Source organism: Rhodococcus sp. IEGM1339 (assembly GCF_050321925.1).
Lineage (GTDB): Bacteria > Actinomycetota > Actinomycetes > Mycobacteriales > Mycobacteriaceae > Rhodococcus > Rhodococcus pyridinivorans.
The window spans coordinates 241,102-260,478 of sequence record NZ_JBNQFT010000002.1 but is presented as its reverse complement, the minus strand read 5'-3'; the positions used below and the strand labels follow the sequence as shown (position 1 = coordinate 260,478).

Below are 19,377 nucleotides of genomic sequence, written 5' to 3'. Positions count from 1 at the left end.
AGGGTATGTCAAGTACCCCCGGGGGTATTGAGATAGAGGCACGGCCTTCGCGCAGCGACCGTTCCCGTCTCCCCTCCCGATCCCCACCCCACCGAAAGGCACCCATGACCGAGTCCTCGACGACCACCATCGACCCGAACACCCTGCGCGAATCACTGAATGCCGCCGGCCACGTGCGCATCGTCGACGTCCGTACACCGGGCGAGTTCGAGTCGGTGCATATCCCCGGCTCCTACAACGTGCCGCTCGACCTGCTGCGGGAGCACCGCGACGAATTCTGCGCACATCTCGACGAGGGCATCGTGCTGGTATGCAGATCCGGACAGCGCGCAGGGCAGGCCGAGCAGACCTTGCGGGCAGCCGGCCTTTCCCACATCCGCATCCTCGACGGCGGCGTTCTGGCGTGGGAATCAGCCGATCTCCCCGTCAACCGCGGTTTCGAACGGTGGGATCTCGAACGCCAGGTCCGGCTGGTCGCCGGTTCGCTCGTGCTGTCGTCGATTCTCGGCAGCGTCGCAGCCCCGAGACTGAAGTGGCTCGCGGCGGGAATCGGTGGCGGGTTGGCTTTCGCGGCACTGTCGAACACGTGCGCAATGGGCCTGCTGCTCGCCAGGCTTCCGTACAACCGCAGCGCCGCGTGCGACGCGCAGGCCGTCCTCACGCAACTGATCGCATCGAAGCAGCCGACTCCATCCGACTACCGGGAGTGAGTGCGCCCGACGTGGAGACGACCATGACACTCGCATTCGGTTTCGGTGCCGCGATCGGCGTACTACTGGGCCTGCTCGGCGGTGGCGGCTCGATTCTCGCAGTGCCGGCACTGGTCTTCGGCATGGGGCTGAGCATCGAGGAGGCCATCCCGATCTCGTTGATCGTCGTCGGCGCAGCTTCGACGGTAGGTGCGCTGCCGAAGGTGCGGGCCCGTCAGGTCCAGTGGCGGCTGGCCGGCATCTTCGCTCTCACCGGTCTGCCCGCCACCTTCGTCGGCAGCGCGGTGGGACGGTTGCTCCCGGAGCGCGTACTGCTCGTCGGATTCGCGGTGGTGATGGTGGCGGCGGGAGCGCGGATGCTCGCCGAGCGTGGGAACACCGGGACCGCGTGCTCGACGGACGGTTCCGGGATCGACTGGCGCCGATGCGTTCCGCGCTCGGCGTCGGCAGGCCTGGCAGTGGGTTTCCTCACCGGCCTGTTCGGTGTCGGCGGCGGATTCCTCATCATCCCGGCCCTGGTCCTGCTTCTCGGCGTGACGATGCCGGTCGCGGTGGGCACCTCGCTGGTGGTCATCGTCGCCAACTCGGCTTCCGGACTCGTCTCGCACCTGAGCGGCACGAGCATCGACTGGTCGATCACGGCCGCCTTCGCAGGGGTGGCGATCGTCGGCTCGCTGGTCGCGAGCCGGTTGGGTTCCCGTATCGACACGGGTCGACTACAACGCTGGTTCGCATTGCTCGTGTTCGCGGTGGCTACCTACGTGCTCGTCGATGCCGTCTTCCTGCGACAATAGCCCGTAACATACCCCCGGGGGTACACTGGCGGCAGGTCTACGAAAGGACATTTCCATGGTCGGCGACGAAGACAGCATCGCACTGGTACTCAACCGGTTGCGCAGAGCCCAGGGCCAGCTCGCGGGAGTGATCTCGATGATCGAACAGGGCCGCGACTGCAAGGACGTCGTCACGCAGCTCGCAGCCGTGTCGCGCGCGTTGGACCGCGCCGGATTCAAGATCGTGGCAACCGGCCTGAAGGAGTGCATGAGCGGCAACGCCGAGGAAGGCAAGGAGCCGATGACCGAGGCCGAGCTCGAGAAGCTCTTCCTCGCCCTGGCCTGACCGGCGCTTCGAGAGGAAGGCAGAAATTCATGGCACTCGCACTGACGGCCACGCTGCGCACATCGTTCGGCGATGCGGTCGAACGCACCCGCAAGGCACTGTCCGAACAGGGGTTCGGGATTCTCACCGAGATCGACATGAAGGCCACCCTGAAAGCAAAACTCGGTGAGGACATGGAGGATTACGTGATCCTCGGTGCGTGCAATCCGCCGCTCGCCCACCGTGCGGTGACGGTCGATCGGCAGATCGGGCTCCTGCTCCCCTGCAACGTCGTGGTCCGCACCGACCCCGAGGACCCCGACACCGTGGTGGTCGACGCGATGAACCCGCAGATGATGGTGCAGGTCGCGGACAGTCCGGGACTCGCAGATGTGGCCGATGACGCCACCACCGCCCTGCAGGCCGCCATCGATTCACTGAAAGCGGACACGGTGGCGGACTGACAGACGCGCTGCGGAGGTCGACGACGAGGCGCTCGCGTCGATCGCCGGCAGTTCCTCGTTCCGATGGTGCTGCCGGACTACGGCTCGACGCGGTAGTACCGGCCTTCTTCGTCCAATCGCGTACGCAGCGCTTCCAACACCGGCCGCTGCCCCTTGTGCAGTTTCGTCTCGGCATCCGCCGCGACGATCCAGCGCGCATCGTCGACCTCCGGGATCGTGATCCGCTTACCGGACTTCGGCGGCCATTCGACCTCGCACGTGTTGCTTTCGACGAATTCCAGCTCGTCCGTCGTCTCTCCTGCGTAGATGCTGACGATCTTGCCGGACGACTGCCGGTAGCGACCGAGCAACGACAGCGGCACGTCCGGCGGTTCGACCCCGCACTCCTCGGTGAACTCGCGCAGGGCGACCTCCCGGGGGTCCTCCTCCGGCCCGTACTCCCCCTTCGGCACCGACCAGGCCGCTTCGTCCTTCCCCTTCCAGAACGGGCCGCCGGGGTGGACGAGCCACACGCTGAGCAGACCGGTGTCGTCGACGCGGTAGAACATCAGACCTGCGCTGGTGACGGCCATCATTGCTCCTGTATGCCTGCGACAGGTTGACGCAGAATGGTTTTCAGCTTCTCGGGGGCCGTGCGGCGAGGGTCGGACAGATAGATCTCGTGGTGGTCGCCGGCGAACGTCACCCCTCGTTCGGGCATCACCTGCGTGTGCAGGCACTGCAGGACGGGGCCTTCGTCGTCGTACGGCCCGACGTGCAGGATCTGCAGCGCCCTGCCCTCCGCCAGCCGGAACGGCCGCATACGCGGCAGGGACGGGAGCGGATTCTTCTTCGCCCGGGCCTTGTCGCCCGCCATCTCGATCGCGTCGTTCATCATGTCGCCGGTGATCCAGGGCGGCTGCGCGATGAGCATGCGCCACGACCAGGAGTCCTTGTCCCGCGTGAGGAAGGTGGTCATGTCCTCACTCCACCACAGGCCTTCGAGAGGTCCGACGACGAAATCCCGCCCGAGTTCCTTCTTGGAGGTGAACTTCAGGGTGTACGCCACCGAGTAGAGGGCCTCGACGGCATCGGCGTACTCCTCGGAACCGTTCGGATCACCCTTGCCGTCCACGGCGAGGTAGTCGAACTCGGGAGCGTGCACCTCGGCGAAATCCTCGGCCGAGCACGAGTACAGCTCGCGGTGCTCACGCTTGATGTCGTATTTGTCCACGGCGCCCCTTCCGTTCGAGGACGAGAATAGGCGCCCGACAGCATCCGTACGCGCGATCGACACCCCTTCGCCCCGCAGCCGATCGCGTCTAGCATCGTCCCCATGCTCGACGAGAGCACCCAGAAGACATTCGAGGAGAACCGCACCCACCTGCTGTCGGTGGCGTACCGCCTCACCGGCAGCATCGCCGACGCCGAGGACGCCGTGCAGGACGCATGGCTGCGACTCGTGGGCGCGGATGTCTCCGAGGTGCGCGACCTGCGTGCCTGGCTGACGACAGTCGTGGGACGGTTGTGCCTCGACAGACTGCGCTCGGCCGCGGTGCGCCACGAGACCTACGTGGGCCAGTGGCTGCCCGAACCCGTCGTGGCGCCCCTCGGCTCCCTCGCTCCCCCGGACCCGCTCGACGAGATCGTGCGCGACGAGGACAACCGCCTGGCCGCGCTCGTCGTCCTCGACAGCCTGACGCCGGCACAGCGCGTGGCGTTCGTGCTCCACGACGCGTTCGACATCTCGTTCGACGACATCGCCCGCATCCTCGGCGTCGCCACCCCGACCGCCCGCCAGCTGGCCTCCCGCGCCCGCCGTACGGTCTCGGCCGTTCCACCGCCGAGTTCACCGGCCGAACACGAGGAGGCCGTCGGGCGGCTCGTCGCGGCCTTCGCGGGCGCCGACCTCGACGCCGTCGTCGCCGCGCTCCATCCCGACGCCCGCATGATCGGCGACGCCGGCGGCACGACCCGTACGGCGCTGAACGTCGTGGTCGGAGCCGAGAAGGTCGCGCGGTTCATCCTCGGACTGCTGCGGCTCTACGGAGCCGAGGCGTTGACGGCCTTCGAACCGGTCCTCGTCAACGGCGAGATGGGTCTGTTGAACCGCGGTCGCCCGGCCGAGGACGGTCGGCCGGGCTTCCCTCCGCGCGTAACGGCGTGGACCGTGCGGGACGGACGGATCTGGGCGGCCTACGACATCGCGAACCCCGAGAAGCTCGGACGCGGAGTGCTCCTGCCCTACAGCATCTTCGACTAGGCGTCATGCGTTCCCGGCTTCGTCGGCCCAGGGTACCCGGCAGGCGTCCGTGCTGAATCCCTGATCGTGGATGCCCAGCGCCGAGTTCATGCGCGCACGCATGTTCTCGAGCGCGATCTGATAGGTGAGTTCGACGACGCCCGCCTGCCCGAAACGACGCTCGAGGTCGGCGACCTGTTCGTCGGTGACCTCCTTCGCCACGTCGCCGGTCATCGCATCGGCATAGGCGATCGCGGCTTTCTCGTCGTCGCTGTAGAGATCGGAGGTCTCGTACTCGGCGATGTGGGTGAGTCGTTCGGTGTCGAGTCCGTCCAGTCGCTGCAGCATCGTCCCGAAGTCGAGGCACCACGAGCATCCGACGGTCCACGCCACGCGGTAGACGGCGATCTCCCGGACCGCGGCGGGCAGGACGGTGGAGGCGCGTTGGGCGAGCATCTCGTGGACTCCGCTCGTACGCATCAACCGCGGATGGTGCGCGGCCACCGCGAAGGGTTCGGGGACCGAACCGAACCTGCGGCGGGCGAGCGCATACATCGCACGGGTCATCGGACCGGTGCGGTCGGGAGCGACGGCTTCGAGTCGTGCCATGACGGTGTCCTTCCGGTGCGACCGACGGATACTCCGCCGGTTCGAGGTGGCCTACATCATGGAGACGAGGCAGACCTCACGGATGTGACACCGCGGGCGCTACGCTGCAGGAATGGCTGATTCGACGACTTCGGGACGAGTTCGTACGGTCTCCCGGTTACGACCGTTCGCCTCGACGATCTTCGCCGAGATGACCGAACTCGCCGTCCGGCACGGCGCGATCAACCTCGGGCAGGGATTTCCCGACGTCGACGGCCCGCCCGCAATGCTCGAGATCGCCCGCCGCGCCATCACCGAGGGGGTCAACCAGTACCCGCCCGGGTCCGGCATGCCGGTCCTGCGCGAGGCGATCGCCGCCGACCGCGCCGCACGGTACGGCCTGCACCACGACCCCGAATCCGAGGTGCTCGTCACCGTCGGTGCCACCGAGGCGATCAGCGCCGCCATCCTCGGGCTCGTCGAACCCGGAGAGGAGGTGCTCCTCACGGAGCCGTACTACGACTCGTATGCGGCCTCGGTGGCGCTCGCCGGCGCGACGCGACGGACCGTGCCGCTGACCCGTTCCGGGAACGGTTTCGTGCTCGACGTCGACGCCCTGCGCGCCGCCGTCACCGACCGGACACGGATGCTGGTCGTCAACAGCCCGCACAATCCCACCGGCACCGTCTACGACCGTGAAGCGCTGACCGCCCTGGCCGAGCTCGCCTGCGAACGCGAACTGCTGGTGCTGTCCGACGAGGTGTACGAGCATCTGGTCTTCGACGGCCGCACGCACATCCCGCTCGCATCGTTGCCCGGCATGGCCGAACGGACGATCACGGTCTCGAGTGCCGCCAAGACCTTCAACGTCACCGGATGGAAGATCGGGTGGGCGATGGGCCCGCGCGAGCTGATCGACGGGGTGCGCGCCGCGAAACAGTTCATGACGTTCGTCGGTGGGGCGCCCTTCCAACCGGCGGTCGCACATGCGTTGACGCACGAACAGGAATGGATCGCGTCGATGCGCGCCGACCTCGAGCGCAAGCGAACGTTCCTGTCCCACGCACTCTCCGAGGCCGGCCTGAGAGTGTTCGACTCCGCCGGAACGTATTTCGTGTGCGCCGATCAGACACCCCTCGGCCGGACCGACGCGGTGGCCTTCTGCCGGGAACTTCCGGGCCGCATCGGGGTGGCCGCGGTACCGGTGAGCGTCTTCGTGGACGACACCGCGCCATGGAACCATCTGGTGCGCTTCGCGTTCTGCAAACGGGACGAGGTGCTCACCGAAGCGGTGGCACGTCTGAACGGATTGCAGGAGGCGCGCTAGATGTTGCGACCGACCATCCCGTCGGACTTCGTGTCGCGAGCGGTACAGGTGGGAGCCGAGGAGGGCATCGATCTGCAACCGGCCCTCGAGGCAGCACGCATCAGCCGCGCGGTGCTCACCCATCCCCATGCCCGGCTCACGCCCGCCCAGGTCAGTCGTTTCACGCAGGTGGTCTGGCAGATCACCGACGACGAACTCTTCGGCATCGCAGCGGCTCCCGTGCCCCGCGGCACCTTCCGGGTTATGTGCCTGACCCTCATCCACCGACCCGATCTCGACCACGCTCTGCAACGGATGATCGAGGTGAACCATGTCATCCGGTCCCTGCCGCAGTTGAGCCTGACCCCGGGTGCGTCCACCACCTTCCTGGACGTGGAACTGCCGGAGGTCGTGGACGACAAGACCCGCGTGGTGGTGGATTTCCTTCTCATGCTGCTGCACCGCTTCGCCGCGTGGCTGGTGGGTGGGCGTGTCCCCCTCGGGTCGGTGTTTCTGCCGTACACCGAACCCGATCCCGTCCTGGCCCGCAGTTACGACGCGATCTTCGGCGTGCCGGTGACCTTCGGTGCGGGACGGGCCGCGCTCGAGATCGACAATGCTGCACTGAAGTCGCCACTCGTGCAGACCGAGGAATCACTCGAGGAGTACCTGCGGGATTCTCCGAATCTCATTCTCTCCGAACGTGAATACGAGTCGACGGTGTCGTCCCAGGTGCGGCGGATCTTCGAATCGGGCATCGACGGCCGGACGGCGACCGCCGAGGACATCGCCGGCAGGCTCGCGGTGAGCCCTCCCCATCTGCGACGCCTGCTACGCCAGGAGGGCACGTCGCTGGGGCAGTTGCGCGAGGAGGTCCTCCGCGACCTCGCGATCGCGGGCCTGAGACGCGGTGAAGCGGTCGACGATCTGTCGTCCCGGCTCGGTTTCTCCGAGCCGAGCGCCTTCCGCCGTGCGTTCAAGAGGTGGACCGGAAACACCCCTCGCGCATACCGAGAGCACCGCTGACGCGCATCGGCTGCCGACCGTCGCGACGCCGCCGGATACCCGGCCGGTTCCGGAACGAAACTCGATTCGACCAGGAGTTATGGGCGAGGAGTCGGTACGCGGACATGTCGGGGCCCGGCTTGCATTCCTGCATTTTCAGTGGGAACGTCGGAAGCGAACCGTCATCGACTTTCGAGAGGGTGATCTACGAGCTATGCGCACGACCGTTCGCGACGACTATCCGACCCGCGGTCGCACCGCCTGCGAGTCCGTCGAGAGGAAGGATCCCGTCGTCTGGGGTTCGGCTGCCGGCGGGCCGCTCGACGCCGAGGCCGTGATCGAGTACGACCGCCGCGGGTTCCACACCGCCGAAGGACTTCTCGCCGCCCACGACGTCGGGAACCTTCTGGAGGAGACCTCACGACTCGGCCGGGAACTCGGCGACGACGACCGTGTGGTCCGCGAAAAGGGCAGCGGCGACGTCCGCTCGGTCTTCGACGTGCACCGGCTCAGCGATCTTGTGGACTCGATCGTCCGCAGGCCCGAAATCGCCGGAATCGCACGGCAACTGCTGGGATCCGAGGTGTACGTCCACCAGTCGCGGCTCAACGTCAAGCCCGGCTTCCGCGGTGGACCGTTCTACTGGCATTCGGACTTCGAGACGTGGCACGCAGAGGACGGCATGCCCAAGCCGCGTGCTCTGAGCATCTCGATCGCCCTCACCGAGAATTACGGCTACAACGGCGGTCTGATGATCATGCCGGGTTCGCACAAGACGTATGTTTCGTGTGCCGGTGAGACGCCGGACGACTACTACCGGGAGTCGCTGGTCACCCACGTTCCGCCGACAGGTTCGCCCGACGAGGACACCCTCACCCGTTTGGCCGCCGAGCACGGTATCGCGACCTTCACCGGCCCGGCGGGGTCGGCGACGGTCTTCGATTCGAACTGCATGCACGGTTCCAACGGGAACATCACTCCGTTCCCGCGCTCGAATCTGTTCGTCGTGTTCAACAGCGTCGAGAACACGCTCGTCGAGCCGTTCGCCGCCTCGAGGCCGCGTCCTCCCTATCTCGGCAGCCGCGATTTCACGCCGCTGAGGTGACCTGAGGCGAGAAGATCCCACGATGATGGCCGGGACGGTCCTGCGGCGTCCCGGCCACCCGTCGTCAGGGGGACGGCGTGCGGCCCTTCGTGTCGATCGGCATCGCACGTCCGCCGGAGCCGAAGATCGCTCGCCGGAGGGTGAATCTGCCCAGGTCGGGGTCGTAGGGCCGGTATGCCGCATACACGAGAACGTGGAGACGTGACTGTAGACGGATGAGCCTGAGGATCTCCGGCGTCAGGCGGCCGTGCAGTTCGAAGGTGTCGATTCCCGACTGGATATAGGCCGCGTACTCACGGGGCGGGGTGTAGGCCCGACGCGGCGACAGGTCGGCGTACAGATCGGTCAGCTGGGCGATCTCGATGTCCACCTCACGCAGACACAGTGCCAGATCCAGATCCTCGTGGATTCTCGGGTCCGTACTGACGACCTCCCGGACACGCTCCCACGCCGAGCGTCGCAGTGCCATGTTCGCGCCGTGCAGATTGTCGATCCGCCGTTCCCCGCCGAATGTTCCTTGCGCGACCCGTTTGTCGATGTACCACTGTTTGAGCCTGCGGTAGGGGGAATCGTAGGAGTTGCTGAGTCCGCTGATCGCTCCCACCTCGGCGGTGTCGTCGCGGGCGAAAAAACTGCGGACGGTGTGCGCCCAATCGGGACGAACCCGCGTGTCCGCATCGATCCGTCCGATGAGATCTCCTGTGGCCGCGTCGTATCCGGCATTGCGGGCGAATGCGACACCCGGTCTTGGCTCGACGATCCGTCGCACGAGGGGCTCGCCGGCGGCGATGGCTTCGATGATCTGCGCGGTGCGATCGGTCGAATTGTTGTCAACGACCAGGATTTCGTGGATCTCCGACTTCTGGGCGAGCAGCGCCGCAAGGCATTTCGCGATGTAACGCTCCTCGTTGTGGGCCGGCACGACGATCGACAACCTGTTCGTAGTCATGGAAACGACGCTACCGAACCGACGAGGGCCGGCGGTTCGTCATCGCTGACGACTCCGCCGGCCCTTCGCGCCGCAGACGGTTCAGCCGCGACGGGTGCGCACGGCCTGCGCGAGGCGGTCGAGCTGCGCGGCGGTGGTGTCCCAGTCGATGCACGCGTCGGTGATCGACTTGCCGTAGTCGAGCTTGTCGGCCTCGCCGAGGGTCAGGTCCTGACGTCCCGCCTCGATGAAGCTCTCGAGCATCAGTCCGACTATGCCCTTCTCACCGGCCTCGATGCGCTCGGCGACATCGGTGACGACGTCGACCTGCTTGTTGTGGTCCTTGCGGCTGTTGCCGTGGCTTGCGTCGATGACGACACGCTCGGGCAGACCGGCCTTGCGCAGGCGGGCCATCGTGTCGGCCACGGTCTCGGCGTCGTAGTTCGGCCCCGCGCTGCCACCGCGCAGGATGACGTGGCAGTCCGGGTTGCCTACGGTCTCGATCAGCGCGGCCTGACCGTCGAGGTCGGTGCCGGGGAAGACGTGGCTGGCCGCTGCGGCACGGGTGCCGTCGACCGCGACCTGCACGTCACCTTCGGTGGAGTTCTTGATGCCGACGGGCATGGACAGCGCGCTGCACAGCTGGCGGTGAACCTGACTCGCGGCGGTGCGGGCGCCGATGGCTCCGTAGGTGACCAGGTCGGCGTAGTACTGCGGAAGGATCGGGTCGAGGAACTCGCAGCCGACGGGCAGGCCGAGACCGGAGACGTCGAGCAGCAGCTTACGGCCGATGCGCAGACCGGTGTTGATATCGAAGGTGCCGTCGAGGTGCGGGTCGTTGAGCAGGCCCTTCCACCCGAGCGTGGTGCGCGGCTTCTCGAAGTACACACGCATCACGACGTGCAGGTCGTCGCGCAGCTCCTCGGCCTTGGCGGCCAGACGGCGCGCGTAGTCCATCGCAGCGGCGGGGTCGTGCACGGAGCAGGGGCCGACCACGACGACGAGACGGTCGTCGGTGCCGTTCAGGATGTCGACGGTGCCGGCGCGGCCCGAACGGACGGTCGCTGCGACGACGGCGTCGGGTGCGTACTCGGCACGGATCTCGGAGGGTGCGACGAGAGGGCTGACCTTGACGGTGCGCTGTTCGTCGAGATTCGACGTGGAGATTTCGGTGGTCGCGGTTCCGGTGCTGGGGCTCATCGATGGTTCCTGTTCTCGGTGGTTCGGATTCCGACCCGAGAGAACCTGAGATTCCGACGAGCCGGTCTGGATCCGGCTCGTAGGTGAAGAAGTCAGCGCGCGGTCACGCCGACCGACCCACCCCGGGCCGGCCTGCTAAACCAGAAATATGCACGCTGCATAGCCCCGGACTGTACCAGGACGGCCGATGCGCCTGTCAAACCGCCCCCGCACGGGAACGAAGAGGTGCCCCGTCAGCGTGGGCCCGTGGGCAGGACGACACGCCCGAAGGTCGTGCTCAGCACCCCGGCAGCGGAGGTGTACCAGGCGCCGGCGGCAGCGGCGAGCCCGAAATAACCCCCGACCCTCGTCGGACAGGTCTGCTCCAGTAGCGCTCCGAGGGCGAGGAAGACGTTGCGCTTCAGGAACTCCCACATTCCGGCGGCGATCGACCTACCGAACTTCTAATGTGGCGAGCATGAGCACGCACGTCGTCCGCAGCCGCCATGTCGCTCGGGTCGTCCGATGCCCACCGCGCCGGGTCTACGAGTTCGCCGCGGATCCCGACAACCTGCCGAAGTGGGCGGCCGGTCTGGCACAAAGCGAGGTGCGGCGGATCGGCGACGCCCTCGTCGCGGACTCCCCGATGGGCGAGGTCACCGTGCGGTTCGTCGGCGCCAACGATTACGGGGTGCTCGACCACGAGGTGACACTGCCGTCGGGTACGACGGTGCACAACCCGATGCGGGTACTCCCCCATCCGGACGGTGCCGAAGTCGTCCTCACCGTCCGGCAGATCGAACTGACCGACGACGAGTTCGACCGCGACACGCGCATGGTGGAAGAGGACCTCGCGCGACTCGCGGCGCTCCTCGAGTCGTGACCCTTCGGAACAGGAGAACGTGAATGGCCCGCAAGATCGCCACCAACACCGCAGTCGGCCTGCAGGAACTGCTGGACTTCGTCCGGCCCCGGCACCGAATGATCCTCATGACGCAACGCGACGACGGCACACCGCAGGCCTCCCCCGTCACCGGCGGCGTCGACGACCGCGGACGCATCGTGATCGCGACCTATCCCCGGCGCGCCAAGACCCGCAACGCCCGCAGCCGGCCCGAGGTCGGTGTCGTCGTGCTGTCCGACGACTGGAACGACGCGTGGGTGCAGGTCGACGGAACCGCGGAGGTGATCGATGCCCACGACGACGTCGAACCGCTCGTCGAGTACTTCCGCAACATCGCCGGGGAACATTCGGACTGGGACGAGTACCGGCAGGCCATGCGCGATCAGCGCAAGTCGCTGATCCGGATCACCCCGACCCGCTGGAGCCCGGTGGCCACGGGAGGCTTCCCACCCGAACTGGCATAGATACCTCACCGCCCGCGTCGACCACGTGCCCCCGCGATCCGTCGCAGGGGCACGTTGCGTTCCTCGGACAACTTCCGGAGCAGGACGAACGCATCGTCGGCACCCACCGCGAAGCGTTCCATGAGATCACCCTTCGGACCGCGCGCCGCTCGACCGCTCCCTGTTGCCGACCTCCCCCGATGCCACGCCACATACTTGCATCGACCTCCCGGCGTGCCGAAGAACCCTAGTGCGAAGAGCAGGTCGCATTGGTCACGAGCGGCCGGCGGTCTACCGCCACGGCACGCGTTCCGGGTCGCGCAGCATCCGCCGTGCCGTGGACATCCGGTGCACCTCGTCGGGGCCGTCGTAGATACGGGCGTAGCGCGCCCGCCGGTACATCCCCTCGAGCGGCGTGTCGGCGGTGAGACCGAGCGCCCCGTACACCTGGATCGCACGGTCGACGACATCGTGCAGCATCTGCGCGCCGCGGAACTTGATGAGCCCGATCCGGACCCGGGCGTCCTCCCCCGCATCCATCACCCGCGCGGCGTCCAGCGTCATCAGACGGGCGGCCTGGATGTCGGCGGCGGATTCGGCGATGTAGCGCTGGATCTCACCCTTCTCGGCGAGCAGCGATCCGTGGGCGAAGCGGGAGTTGGCGCGCGCACACATGAGTTCGAAGGCCCGTTGGGCCTGGCCGAGCCACCGCATGCAGTGGAAGATCCGTCCCGGCCCGAGCCGGTCCTGCGCGACGACGAAGCCGTTGCCGCGTTCACCGAGCACGTTCTCCTCGGGAACGCGCGCACCGTCGTACCGCACCTCGTAGTGATCGCTCGGGTCGTGCCCCATCGTGGGGATCGCCCGCACGATCTCGAGTCCGGGGGTGTCGATGGGCACGATGATCGCGCTGATGCTGCGGTGCAGCGGAGTCGACTCGGGTTCGGTCCGGGCGAAGACCGTGCAGTAGCCGGCCTGCGCGGCGCCGGTGGTGAACCACTTGTGCCCGTCGATCACCCATTCGCCGTTCTCGAGCCGGGCGGTGGTCTGCACGAGCACGGGGTCGGATCCCGCCACCTCCGGCTCGGTCATGCCGACAGAGGGCAGGATGTCGCCGGAGACGAGCCCTGGGATCCAGCGCTCGCGTTGTTCGGCGGTGCCGTGCCGCTGGATCATCAGGGCGTCCTGCATGGACACCGATCCCACCGCGAGCTGACCGTACTCGGAGCGGCCGATGATCTCGTTGAGGTAGACGAAGTCGAGGAAGGGAACCCCGCCCCCTCCCATCTCCTCGGGATGCCCCAGAGCCCACAGCCCGAGTTCCTTCGCCCTGGCCTTCAGCCCGACGAGCGCCTCGGCGGCCTTGTCGTCGTGACGGCTCAGGACGGGTTCGAGAGGAATCACCTCGTCGTCGATGAACGAACGCATGCGGGAGCACAGCTCGGCCACCCGCCCTTCGGGCCGGTTCGCAGTCATGCCCGCCAATCTATCGGCGCACACGTGCACTCACATAGCGTTCCGTCCGCTCCGGGTGTGGAAATCCGTCCGCCGGGGCATTCTGGGGCGAGTCCATCCTGCGACGCGACGAGCACGGAGGTGCCATGCCGGATCCGTCCGACCGAGTACCCGAATACGAACTCACCGAAGACGGTCATCTCGTCGAGAGCCGGGCGGAGGACTTCGCCCATGCGCGCAGCCTGCCCGTCGACCCGGACTGGTTCAAGACCGCGGTGTTCTACGAGGTTCTCGCCCGCGCTTTCAACGACTCGAACAACGACGGCACCGGCGACCTACGGGGGCTGACCGAGAAACTCGACTACATCGCATGGCTCGGCGCCGACTGCATCTGGCTGCCGCCCTTCTACGATTCACCGCTCCGCGACGGCGGCTACGACATCCGCGACTTCCGGGCGGTGCTACCGGAATTCGGCACGGTCGAGGACTTCGTCATCTTCCTCGACGAGGCGCACAAACGCGGTATCCGCGTCATCACCGACCTCGTCATGAACCACACGTCCGACACGCACGCGTGGTTCCAGGAATCCCGGAGCGACCCCGACGGGCCGTACGGCGACTTCTACGTGTGGTCGGATGTCGACGACCGATACCAGGAAGCCCGCATCATCTTCGTCGACACCGAGACGTCCAACTGGACGTGGGATCCGGTGCGCAAGCAGTACTACTGGCACCGGTTCTTCTCGCACCAGCCCGACCTGAACTACGACAACCCCGAAGTGCAGGACGCGATGCTCGACGTCCTGCGGTTCTGGCTCGATCTCGGCATCGACGGGTTCCGCCTCGACGCGGTCCCCTATCTGTTCGAGCGTGAGGGGACCAACTGCGAGAACCTCCCCGAGACGCACGCCTTCCTCAAGAAGTGCCGTGCGGTGATGGATGCCGAATATCCCGGCCGGGTGATGCTGGCGGAGGCGAACCAGTGGCCCACCGACGTCGTCGAGTACTTCGGCGAACCCGAGATCGGCGACGAGTGCCACATGGCGTTCCACTTCCCGCTGATGCCGCGCATCTTCATGGCGGTGCGGCGACAGAACCGTTTCCCGATCTCGGAGATCCTCGCCCAGACCCCGCCGATCCCGAAGACCGCCCAGTGGGGCATCTTCCTCCGCAACCACGACGAGCTGACCCTCGAGATGGTGACGGACGAGGAACGCGACTACATGTACGCCGAGTACGTCACCGACCCGCGGATGCGCGCGAACATCGGCATCCGCCGTCGTCTGGCGCCGTTGCTGGAGAACGACCGCAACCAGCTCGAGCTCTTCACCGCTCTGTTGCTGAGCCTGCCGGGCTCCCCCGTCCTGTACTACGGCGACGAGATCGGCATGGGCGACAACATCTGGCTCGGCGACCGCGACGCGGTGCGGACCCCGATGCAGTGGACCCCCGACCGCAACGCGGGCTTCTCCCGCGCCGATCCGGGCCGGTTGTACCTGCCGGTGATCATGGATCCCACCTACGGGTACCAGGCGGTGAACGTCGAATCGCAGATGAACTCGACGAACTCGCTGTTGCACTGGACGCGGCGGATGATCCAGGTCCGCAAGCAGCATCCGGCCTTCGGTGAGGCCTCGTTCACCGAACTCGGCAGCGCGAATCCCGCGATCCTGTCCTATCTGCGCGAGATGTCGCCCGGCCCGGAACGCAACTACAGCGACGTCATCCTGTGCGTGAACAACCTGTCGCGCTATCCGCAGGCGGTCGTCCTCGATCTGTCGCGCTTCGCCGGGTGGATCCCGGTGGAGCTGACCGGGTCCGTCCCGTTCCCGACGATCACGGAGGAGGGTTACATGATCACCCTGCCCGGTCACGGATTCTTCTGGTTCGCCCTGCAACCCGATCCGTCCAAGGAGGGACCGGGCGAACACCCGGTGAGCAGCGAAGCGGAAGCGGCGGTGCAGCCGTGACGACCAACAACGAGCTCTACCCGGACGAACGGCTCGTCGAGGATCTGCGCGAATGGATGCCGCACCAGCGATGGTTCGCGGCCAAGGGCCACACCATCACCGGGATCGGTGTCGTCCTGCGTCATCCGCTCGTGGAGGAGTCCGGTTTCGGGGCCGACCATCTGATCGTGAAGGTCTCGTTCGACTCGACCGCGGACCAGATCTATCAAGTGCCCTTCGGTTTCCGTTCCCATCTCCCCGAGGAACTGCAGTCGTGGAGCGTGGTCGGCCCCGACGACTCCCACGACCACGGCCTGCACGTCTACGACGGCCTCCGCGATCAGGAGATCCTCGACCGGTATTCGCGCAATCTGGCGAGCGGCACCCCCGCCGGCCCGGTGGACCTCCACACCGTGCCGGGTGCGGTCATCGAACCGGGCCTGCGTGGGCGTGCGCTGAGCGCGGAGCAGTCCAACACCTCCGTGGTCCTCGGAGAGACGTTGCTGCTCAAGATGTTTCGTCGGCTCACGCTCGGCATCAATCCGGACGTCGAACTGCCGCTCGCGCTCGGCGAGGACGGATGTCGGTCGATCGCCCCGATCCGGGCATGGATCGAAGCGGAGGTCGACGGGGTCCGCACCACGCTGGCGATGGTGCAGGACTTCGCGGCGAACTCGGCCGACGGCTGGTCGATGGCACTCGGCAGTGTCCGGGACCTGCTCCTGGAAGGAGACCTGCGCGCCGACGAGGTGGGCACCGACTTCGCCGGGGAATCCCATCGCATCGGTGCGGCCGTGGCGGATGTGCACGCCCATCTCGGCTCCGCGCTCGGCACCGACGAGCGCGCCGCCGCCGAACTGGCCGAGGGCATGATCCGCCGGCTCGAGGGTGCGGCGGCCGAGGTCCCCGAGCTCGCCGAACTCACCGACGCGGTCCGGGCCCGGTTCGATGAGGTTGCGGCGCTGGGTCAGGTTCCGGTGCACCGCATCCACGGCGACCTGCATCTCGGGCAGGTGCTGCGTACCCCCGAGCGCTGGTTGCTCATCGACTTCGAGGGCGAACCCGCGAAGTCGCTCGAGGAGCGCCGCAAGCCCGACAGTCCGTTCCGGGACGTGGCGGGAATGCTGCGGTCGTTCGACTACGCCGCGCATCATTCGATCCGTGAATCCGAACAAGGCACGGCGGTGGAGTCGCAGCGGGAGTTCCGGGCCCGGGAGTGGGCCGAACGCAACTGTGCCGCCTTCTGCGACGGCTACGCAGCTGCCTCGGGCACGGATCCACGGGGCTCCGACGTCCTGCTGCGTGGTTACGAGCTCGACAAGGCGGTCTACGAGGTGGTCTACGAGGCTCGGCACCGTCCCTCGTGGCTTCATCTGCCGCTCGAGGCGATCCGTCGTCTCACCGCCCGCTGACCACCCCCCGAACGCGGGAAGGGGAGAGATGCCGTGGCATCTCTCCCCTTCCTCGTCGTGCGGGTCAGCTCACCTGGAGCAGCAGTTCGTCTTCCACGACGTCCGCCGTGACCCGGTTGCCCTCGGCGAGCGCGTCGTCGAGCAGCATGTCGGCGATGCGGTCGTCGACCACCCGGGAGATCGAGCGGCGCAACGGACGGGCACCGAACTCGGGCTGGTGACCGTTGCGGGCGATCCACGCCACCGCGTCGGCGGTGAACTCGAGGTCGATCCCCCTGCTCTGCAGCCGCTTCCGGCTGTCGTCGAGCAGCAGCTCGGTGATCCGGTGCAGCTGGTCGTCGTCGAGCTTGCGGAACATCACGATCTCGTCGATGCGGTTGAGGAACTCCGGCCGCATCGATTCGCGCAGCCGTCCCATGACCCGGTCACGCAGCGGCTTCTCGGCCGCCTCGGCGTCACCGGTGGTGAAGCCGAGCGCGCCTCCGCGGCTCGAGATGATGTCCGAACCGAGGTTGCTGGTCATGATGACGACGGTACTGGTGAAGTCCACCGTGCGTCCCTCACCGTCGGTGAGGCGACCGTCGTCGAGGACCTGCAGCAGTGTGTTGAACACGTCCGGGTGCGCCTTCTCGATCTCGTCGAGCAGCACCACCGAGTAGGGGTGGCGACGCACCTGTTCGGTGAGCTGTCCGGCCTCGCCGTAACCGACGTAACCGGGAGGGGCGCCGACGAGACGGCTCACGGTGTGGCGTTCGCCGAACTCGCTCATATCGATGCGCAGCATGGTGCGCTCGTCACCGAAGAGCACCTCGGCGAGGGCCTTCGCGAGCTCGGTCTTGCCGACGCCGGTGGGACCGAGGAACAGGAAGCTGCCCACCGGACGACGCGGGTCGCTCATGCCGGAGCGGCTGCGCCGCACGGCACGTGCCACGGCGTGGACGGCTTCGTCCTGTCCGACGACGCGCTTGTGCAGCTCGTCCTCGAGAGTGCGCAGCCTCTCCTTCTCGGCGCGGGTCATCCGCGATGCGGGGACTCCGGTGGCCCGCGAGACGATCTCGGCGATCAGCTCCGGGTCGACGGTCGGAGTTCCCTCTCCGGTGCCCTCGCTGTCGCCACCGTCGATCCGAGCCTGGACGCGAAGGATCTCGTCGCGGATGCGCGAGGCATCCTCGTACTGTTCGGCCTCGACGGCGCGATCCTTCTCCGCTTCGAGTTCGTCCAGCCTCGAACGCAGTTCGGTCACGTCGGTGCGCGGCACCCGCAGGCGCAGTCGTGCACCGGCCTGGTCGACGAGGTCGATCGCCTTGTCCGGCAGGTGCCGGTCGGGCAGGTACCGCATCGACAGGTCGACGGCCGCTTCGAGCGCTTCGTCGGTGTACCGGACCTTGTGGAACTCGGCGTACCGATCGGCGAGACCCTTCAGGATCGCGACGGCGTCGTCGCGTGCCGGCTCGTCGACCGTCACGGGCTGGAAACGGCGTTCGAGCGCCGGATCCTTCTCGATGTGCTTGCGGTACTCGTCGAGGGTGGTCGCACCGACGACATGCAGTTCACCGCGGGCGAGCTTCGGCTTGAGGATGTTCGCCGCGTCCATCGCGCCCTCGTTGCCGGCGCCTGCGCCGACGACGGTGTGGATCTCGTCGATGAAGACGATGAGCTTGCCCTGCTGGGCGGTGATCTCGTCGAGCGCTGTGGTGAGACGTTCCTCGAAGTCGCCCCGGTATCGGGTTCCGGCGACCATCGCCGTCAGGTCGAGCTGGACGATCCGCTTGTCCTGCAGGATGTCCGGGACGTCCCCGTCGACGATGCGCTGGGCGAGTCCTTCGACGATGGCGGTCTTGCCGACGCCGGCCTCACCGACGAGCACCGGGTTGTTCTTGGTGCGTCGCGCGAGGATCTCGATCGTCTGCTCGATCTCGTCGGTACGGCCGATGACGGGGTCGATGCCGCCGCCGCGCGCCCGCTCGGTGAGGTCGACGCCGAATTTGTCGAGCGTCGGCGTCGGGGTCTCCTCCGCGGCGGGAGCTGCGGGGGTGGGCTGCAGTGCGGTCTGCAACGCCTGCGGGGTCACGCCCAGGGACGCCAGCAGGCGTCCGGGAGCGCGGGTCTGGTCGGCCGCGAGCGTGAAGAACAGGTGCTCGGGGTCGATGTAGGTGGAGCCGAGCGCACGCGAGAGCTGGTGCGCTTCGAGGAGTGCGGTCTTCACGGCACCGGTCAGTGCGGGTGCGGAGACGGCCTCACCGGGGCGGCTCTGCGGCAGCCGCTGGTCGACGGCGGCAGCGACGTCGGCGGGGTCGGCTCCGGCGCGCGTCATGACCGTGCGGGACGGATCCTGCTCCGCCATCGCGCGGAGGAGGTGCAGCACGTCGAGTTCCGCGTCACCACGGTCGGTGGCGTAGCGCGCTGCGTGGGCGAGGAGGTCCTGGGTACCGCGGCTCATGAAACGTGTGATGTCGATTCGGCCGGGGTCACCAGGCCCGAAGAATGCCGGCATTCCGAAGCCTTTCTGTCGAACTTGAGCCATTCTCACTCAACTAACGTGCCCAGAGCGCTCTCAATTCCCACATGGAAGTGATCCGGAACACGTATCGAGTTGTGGCCATTAATGTT

At 67.2% G+C, this 19,377-nt stretch carries 21 protein-coding genes; 12 read left to right on the top strand and 9 right to left on the bottom strand.

Translation table 11 applies throughout. The annotated features are described in order from the left end of the window. Positions 1-104 precede the first annotated feature (104 nt). From ACQR3U_RS03940 to ACQR3U_RS03925, 4 genes are read left to right on the top strand one after another with little or no spacing between them, the layout of a single operon-like run. Positions 105-710, top strand: a complete 606-nt coding sequence (locus ACQR3U_RS03940; protein ID WP_230809747.1) for a rhodanese-like domain-containing protein — start codon at positions 105-107, stop codon at positions 708-710. Between the two features lie 23 nt (positions 711-733). Beyond that, positions 734-1,504: a sulfite exporter TauE/SafE family protein gene (locus ACQR3U_RS03935; RefSeq protein WP_230809746.1), complete on the top strand. Its 771-nt coding sequence runs from the start codon at positions 734-736 to the stop codon at positions 1,502-1,504. Positions 1,505-1,559: 55 nt separating this feature from the next. Next, positions 1,560-1,829: a metal-sensitive transcriptional regulator gene (locus tag ACQR3U_RS03930; RefSeq protein WP_024103066.1), complete on the top strand. Its 270-nt coding sequence runs from the start codon at positions 1,560-1,562 to the stop codon at positions 1,827-1,829. 29 nt (positions 1,830-1,858) lie between these two features. Continuing rightward, positions 1,859-2,272 (top strand): DUF302 domain-containing protein, encoded by a 414-nt coding sequence (locus ACQR3U_RS03925; protein ID WP_064255923.1) that lies wholly within the window; start codon positions 1,859-1,861, stop codon positions 2,270-2,272. 77 nt (positions 2,273-2,349) lie between these two features. Here ACQR3U_RS03925 and ACQR3U_RS03920 read toward each other — a convergent pair whose 3' ends face one another. Then, complete coding sequence (locus ACQR3U_RS03920) at positions 2,350-2,844, bottom strand: NUDIX hydrolase (protein WP_024103064.1); 495 nt, start codon at positions 2,842-2,844, stop codon at positions 2,350-2,352. Next, positions 2,844-3,485, bottom strand: a complete 642-nt coding sequence (locus ACQR3U_RS03915) for a GyrI-like domain-containing protein (RefSeq protein WP_230809745.1) — start codon at positions 3,483-3,485, stop codon at positions 2,844-2,846. Before ACQR3U_RS03915 ends, ACQR3U_RS03920 begins: the two co-directional genes overlap by 1 nt. Positions 3,486-3,587: 102 nt before the next feature. On the opposite strand from ACQR3U_RS03915, the gene ACQR3U_RS03910 reads away from it, so the two are divergent. Further along, positions 3,588-4,514 carry a sigma-70 family RNA polymerase sigma factor gene (locus ACQR3U_RS03910; RefSeq protein WP_230809744.1) on the top strand — a complete coding sequence of 309 codons (927 nt, stop codon included), beginning with the start codon at positions 3,588-3,590 and terminating at the stop codon, positions 4,512-4,514. Positions 4,515-4,517: 3 nt separating this feature from the next. Here ACQR3U_RS03910 and ACQR3U_RS03905 read toward each other — a convergent pair whose 3' ends face one another. After that, complete coding sequence (locus tag ACQR3U_RS03905; protein WP_230809743.1) at positions 4,518-5,102, bottom strand: carboxymuconolactone decarboxylase family protein; 585 nt, start codon at positions 5,100-5,102, stop codon at positions 4,518-4,520. Between the two features lie 112 nt (positions 5,103-5,214). On the opposite strand from ACQR3U_RS03905, the gene ACQR3U_RS03900 reads away from it, so the two are divergent. The 3 genes from ACQR3U_RS03900 (at position 5,215) to thpD (ending at position 8,497) form a co-directional block, all read left to right on the top strand. Then, positions 5,215-6,408: a pyridoxal phosphate-dependent aminotransferase gene (locus tag ACQR3U_RS03900; RefSeq protein WP_230809742.1), complete on the top strand. Its 1,194-nt coding sequence runs from the start codon at positions 5,215-5,217 to the stop codon at positions 6,406-6,408. After that, a complete protein-coding gene (locus tag ACQR3U_RS03895) occupies positions 6,409-7,413 on the top strand; it encodes an AraC family transcriptional regulator (protein ID WP_006551717.1) in 1,005 nt (334 codons plus the stop codon). A 193-nt stretch (positions 7,414-7,606) separates the two neighbouring features. Further along, positions 7,607-8,497 carry an ectoine hydroxylase gene (thpD, locus tag ACQR3U_RS03890; protein WP_006551718.1) on the top strand — a complete coding sequence of 297 codons (891 nt, stop codon included), beginning with the start codon at positions 7,607-7,609 and terminating at the stop codon, positions 8,495-8,497. Between the two features lie 64 nt (positions 8,498-8,561). On the opposite strand, the gene ACQR3U_RS03885 is transcribed toward thpD, so the two are convergent. The 3 genes from ACQR3U_RS03885 to ACQR3U_RS03875 all read right to left on the bottom strand — a co-directional run bounded on the left by ACQR3U_RS03885 (position 8,562) and on the right by ACQR3U_RS03875 (position 11,041). Then, positions 8,562-9,446: a glycosyltransferase family 2 protein gene (locus ACQR3U_RS03885; protein ID WP_039587627.1), complete on the bottom strand. Its 885-nt coding sequence runs from the start codon at positions 9,444-9,446 to the stop codon at positions 8,562-8,564. An 81-nt stretch (positions 9,447-9,527) separates the two neighbouring features. Next, a complete protein-coding gene (locus tag ACQR3U_RS03880; protein WP_217580158.1) occupies positions 9,528-10,625 on the bottom strand; it encodes a 3-deoxy-7-phosphoheptulonate synthase in 1,098 nt (365 codons plus the stop codon). 233 nt (positions 10,626-10,858) lie between these two features. Then, positions 10,859-11,041 carry a GPR1/FUN34/YaaH family transporter gene (locus ACQR3U_RS03875; RefSeq protein WP_230809741.1) on the bottom strand — a complete coding sequence of 61 codons (183 nt, stop codon included), beginning with the start codon at positions 11,039-11,041 and terminating at the stop codon, positions 10,859-10,861. A gap of 41 nt (positions 11,042-11,082) precedes the next feature. Here ACQR3U_RS03875 and ACQR3U_RS03870 point away from each other — a divergent pair, with 41 nt between their 5' ends. Beyond that, a complete protein-coding gene (locus ACQR3U_RS03870) occupies positions 11,083-11,487 on the top strand; it encodes an SRPBCC family protein (RefSeq protein WP_024103059.1) in 405 nt (134 codons plus the stop codon). Between the two features lie 23 nt (positions 11,488-11,510). After that, complete coding sequence (locus ACQR3U_RS03865) at positions 11,511-11,972, top strand: PPOX class F420-dependent oxidoreductase (RefSeq protein ID WP_006551722.1); 462 nt, start codon at positions 11,511-11,513, stop codon at positions 11,970-11,972. A gap of 5 nt (positions 11,973-11,977) precedes the next feature. Here the strand turns inward: ACQR3U_RS03865 and ACQR3U_RS03860 are convergent, their stop codons facing one another. After that, positions 11,978-12,094 carry an ANTAR domain-containing protein gene (locus tag ACQR3U_RS03860; protein WP_019289975.1) on the bottom strand — a complete coding sequence of 39 codons (117 nt, stop codon included), beginning with the start codon at positions 12,092-12,094 and terminating at the stop codon, positions 11,978-11,980. Between the two features lie 148 nt (positions 12,095-12,242). Then, positions 12,243-13,427, bottom strand: coding sequence for an acyl-CoA dehydrogenase family protein (locus tag ACQR3U_RS03855; protein ID WP_230809740.1), 1,185 nt, complete (start codon positions 13,425-13,427; stop codon positions 12,243-12,245). 125 nt (positions 13,428-13,552) lie between these two features. Here ACQR3U_RS03855 and treS point away from each other — a divergent pair, with 125 nt between their 5' ends. Next, positions 13,553-15,376, top strand: a complete 1,824-nt coding sequence (treS, locus tag ACQR3U_RS03850; protein ID WP_230809739.1) for a maltose alpha-D-glucosyltransferase — start codon at positions 13,553-13,555, stop codon at positions 15,374-15,376. Between the two features lie 56 nt (positions 15,377-15,432). Next, positions 15,433-16,767: a maltokinase N-terminal cap-like domain-containing protein gene (locus tag ACQR3U_RS03845; protein WP_230809820.1), complete on the top strand. Its 1,335-nt coding sequence runs from the start codon at positions 15,433-15,435 to the stop codon at positions 16,765-16,767. Positions 16,768-16,831: 64 nt separating this feature from the next. Here ACQR3U_RS03845 and ACQR3U_RS03840 read toward each other — a convergent pair whose 3' ends face one another. After that, entirely contained in the window at positions 16,832-19,261 is a 2,430-nt protein-coding gene (locus tag ACQR3U_RS03840) for an ATP-dependent Clp protease ATP-binding subunit (RefSeq protein ID WP_230809738.1), read from the bottom strand. Between the last annotated feature and the right edge of the window lie 116 nt (positions 19,262-19,377).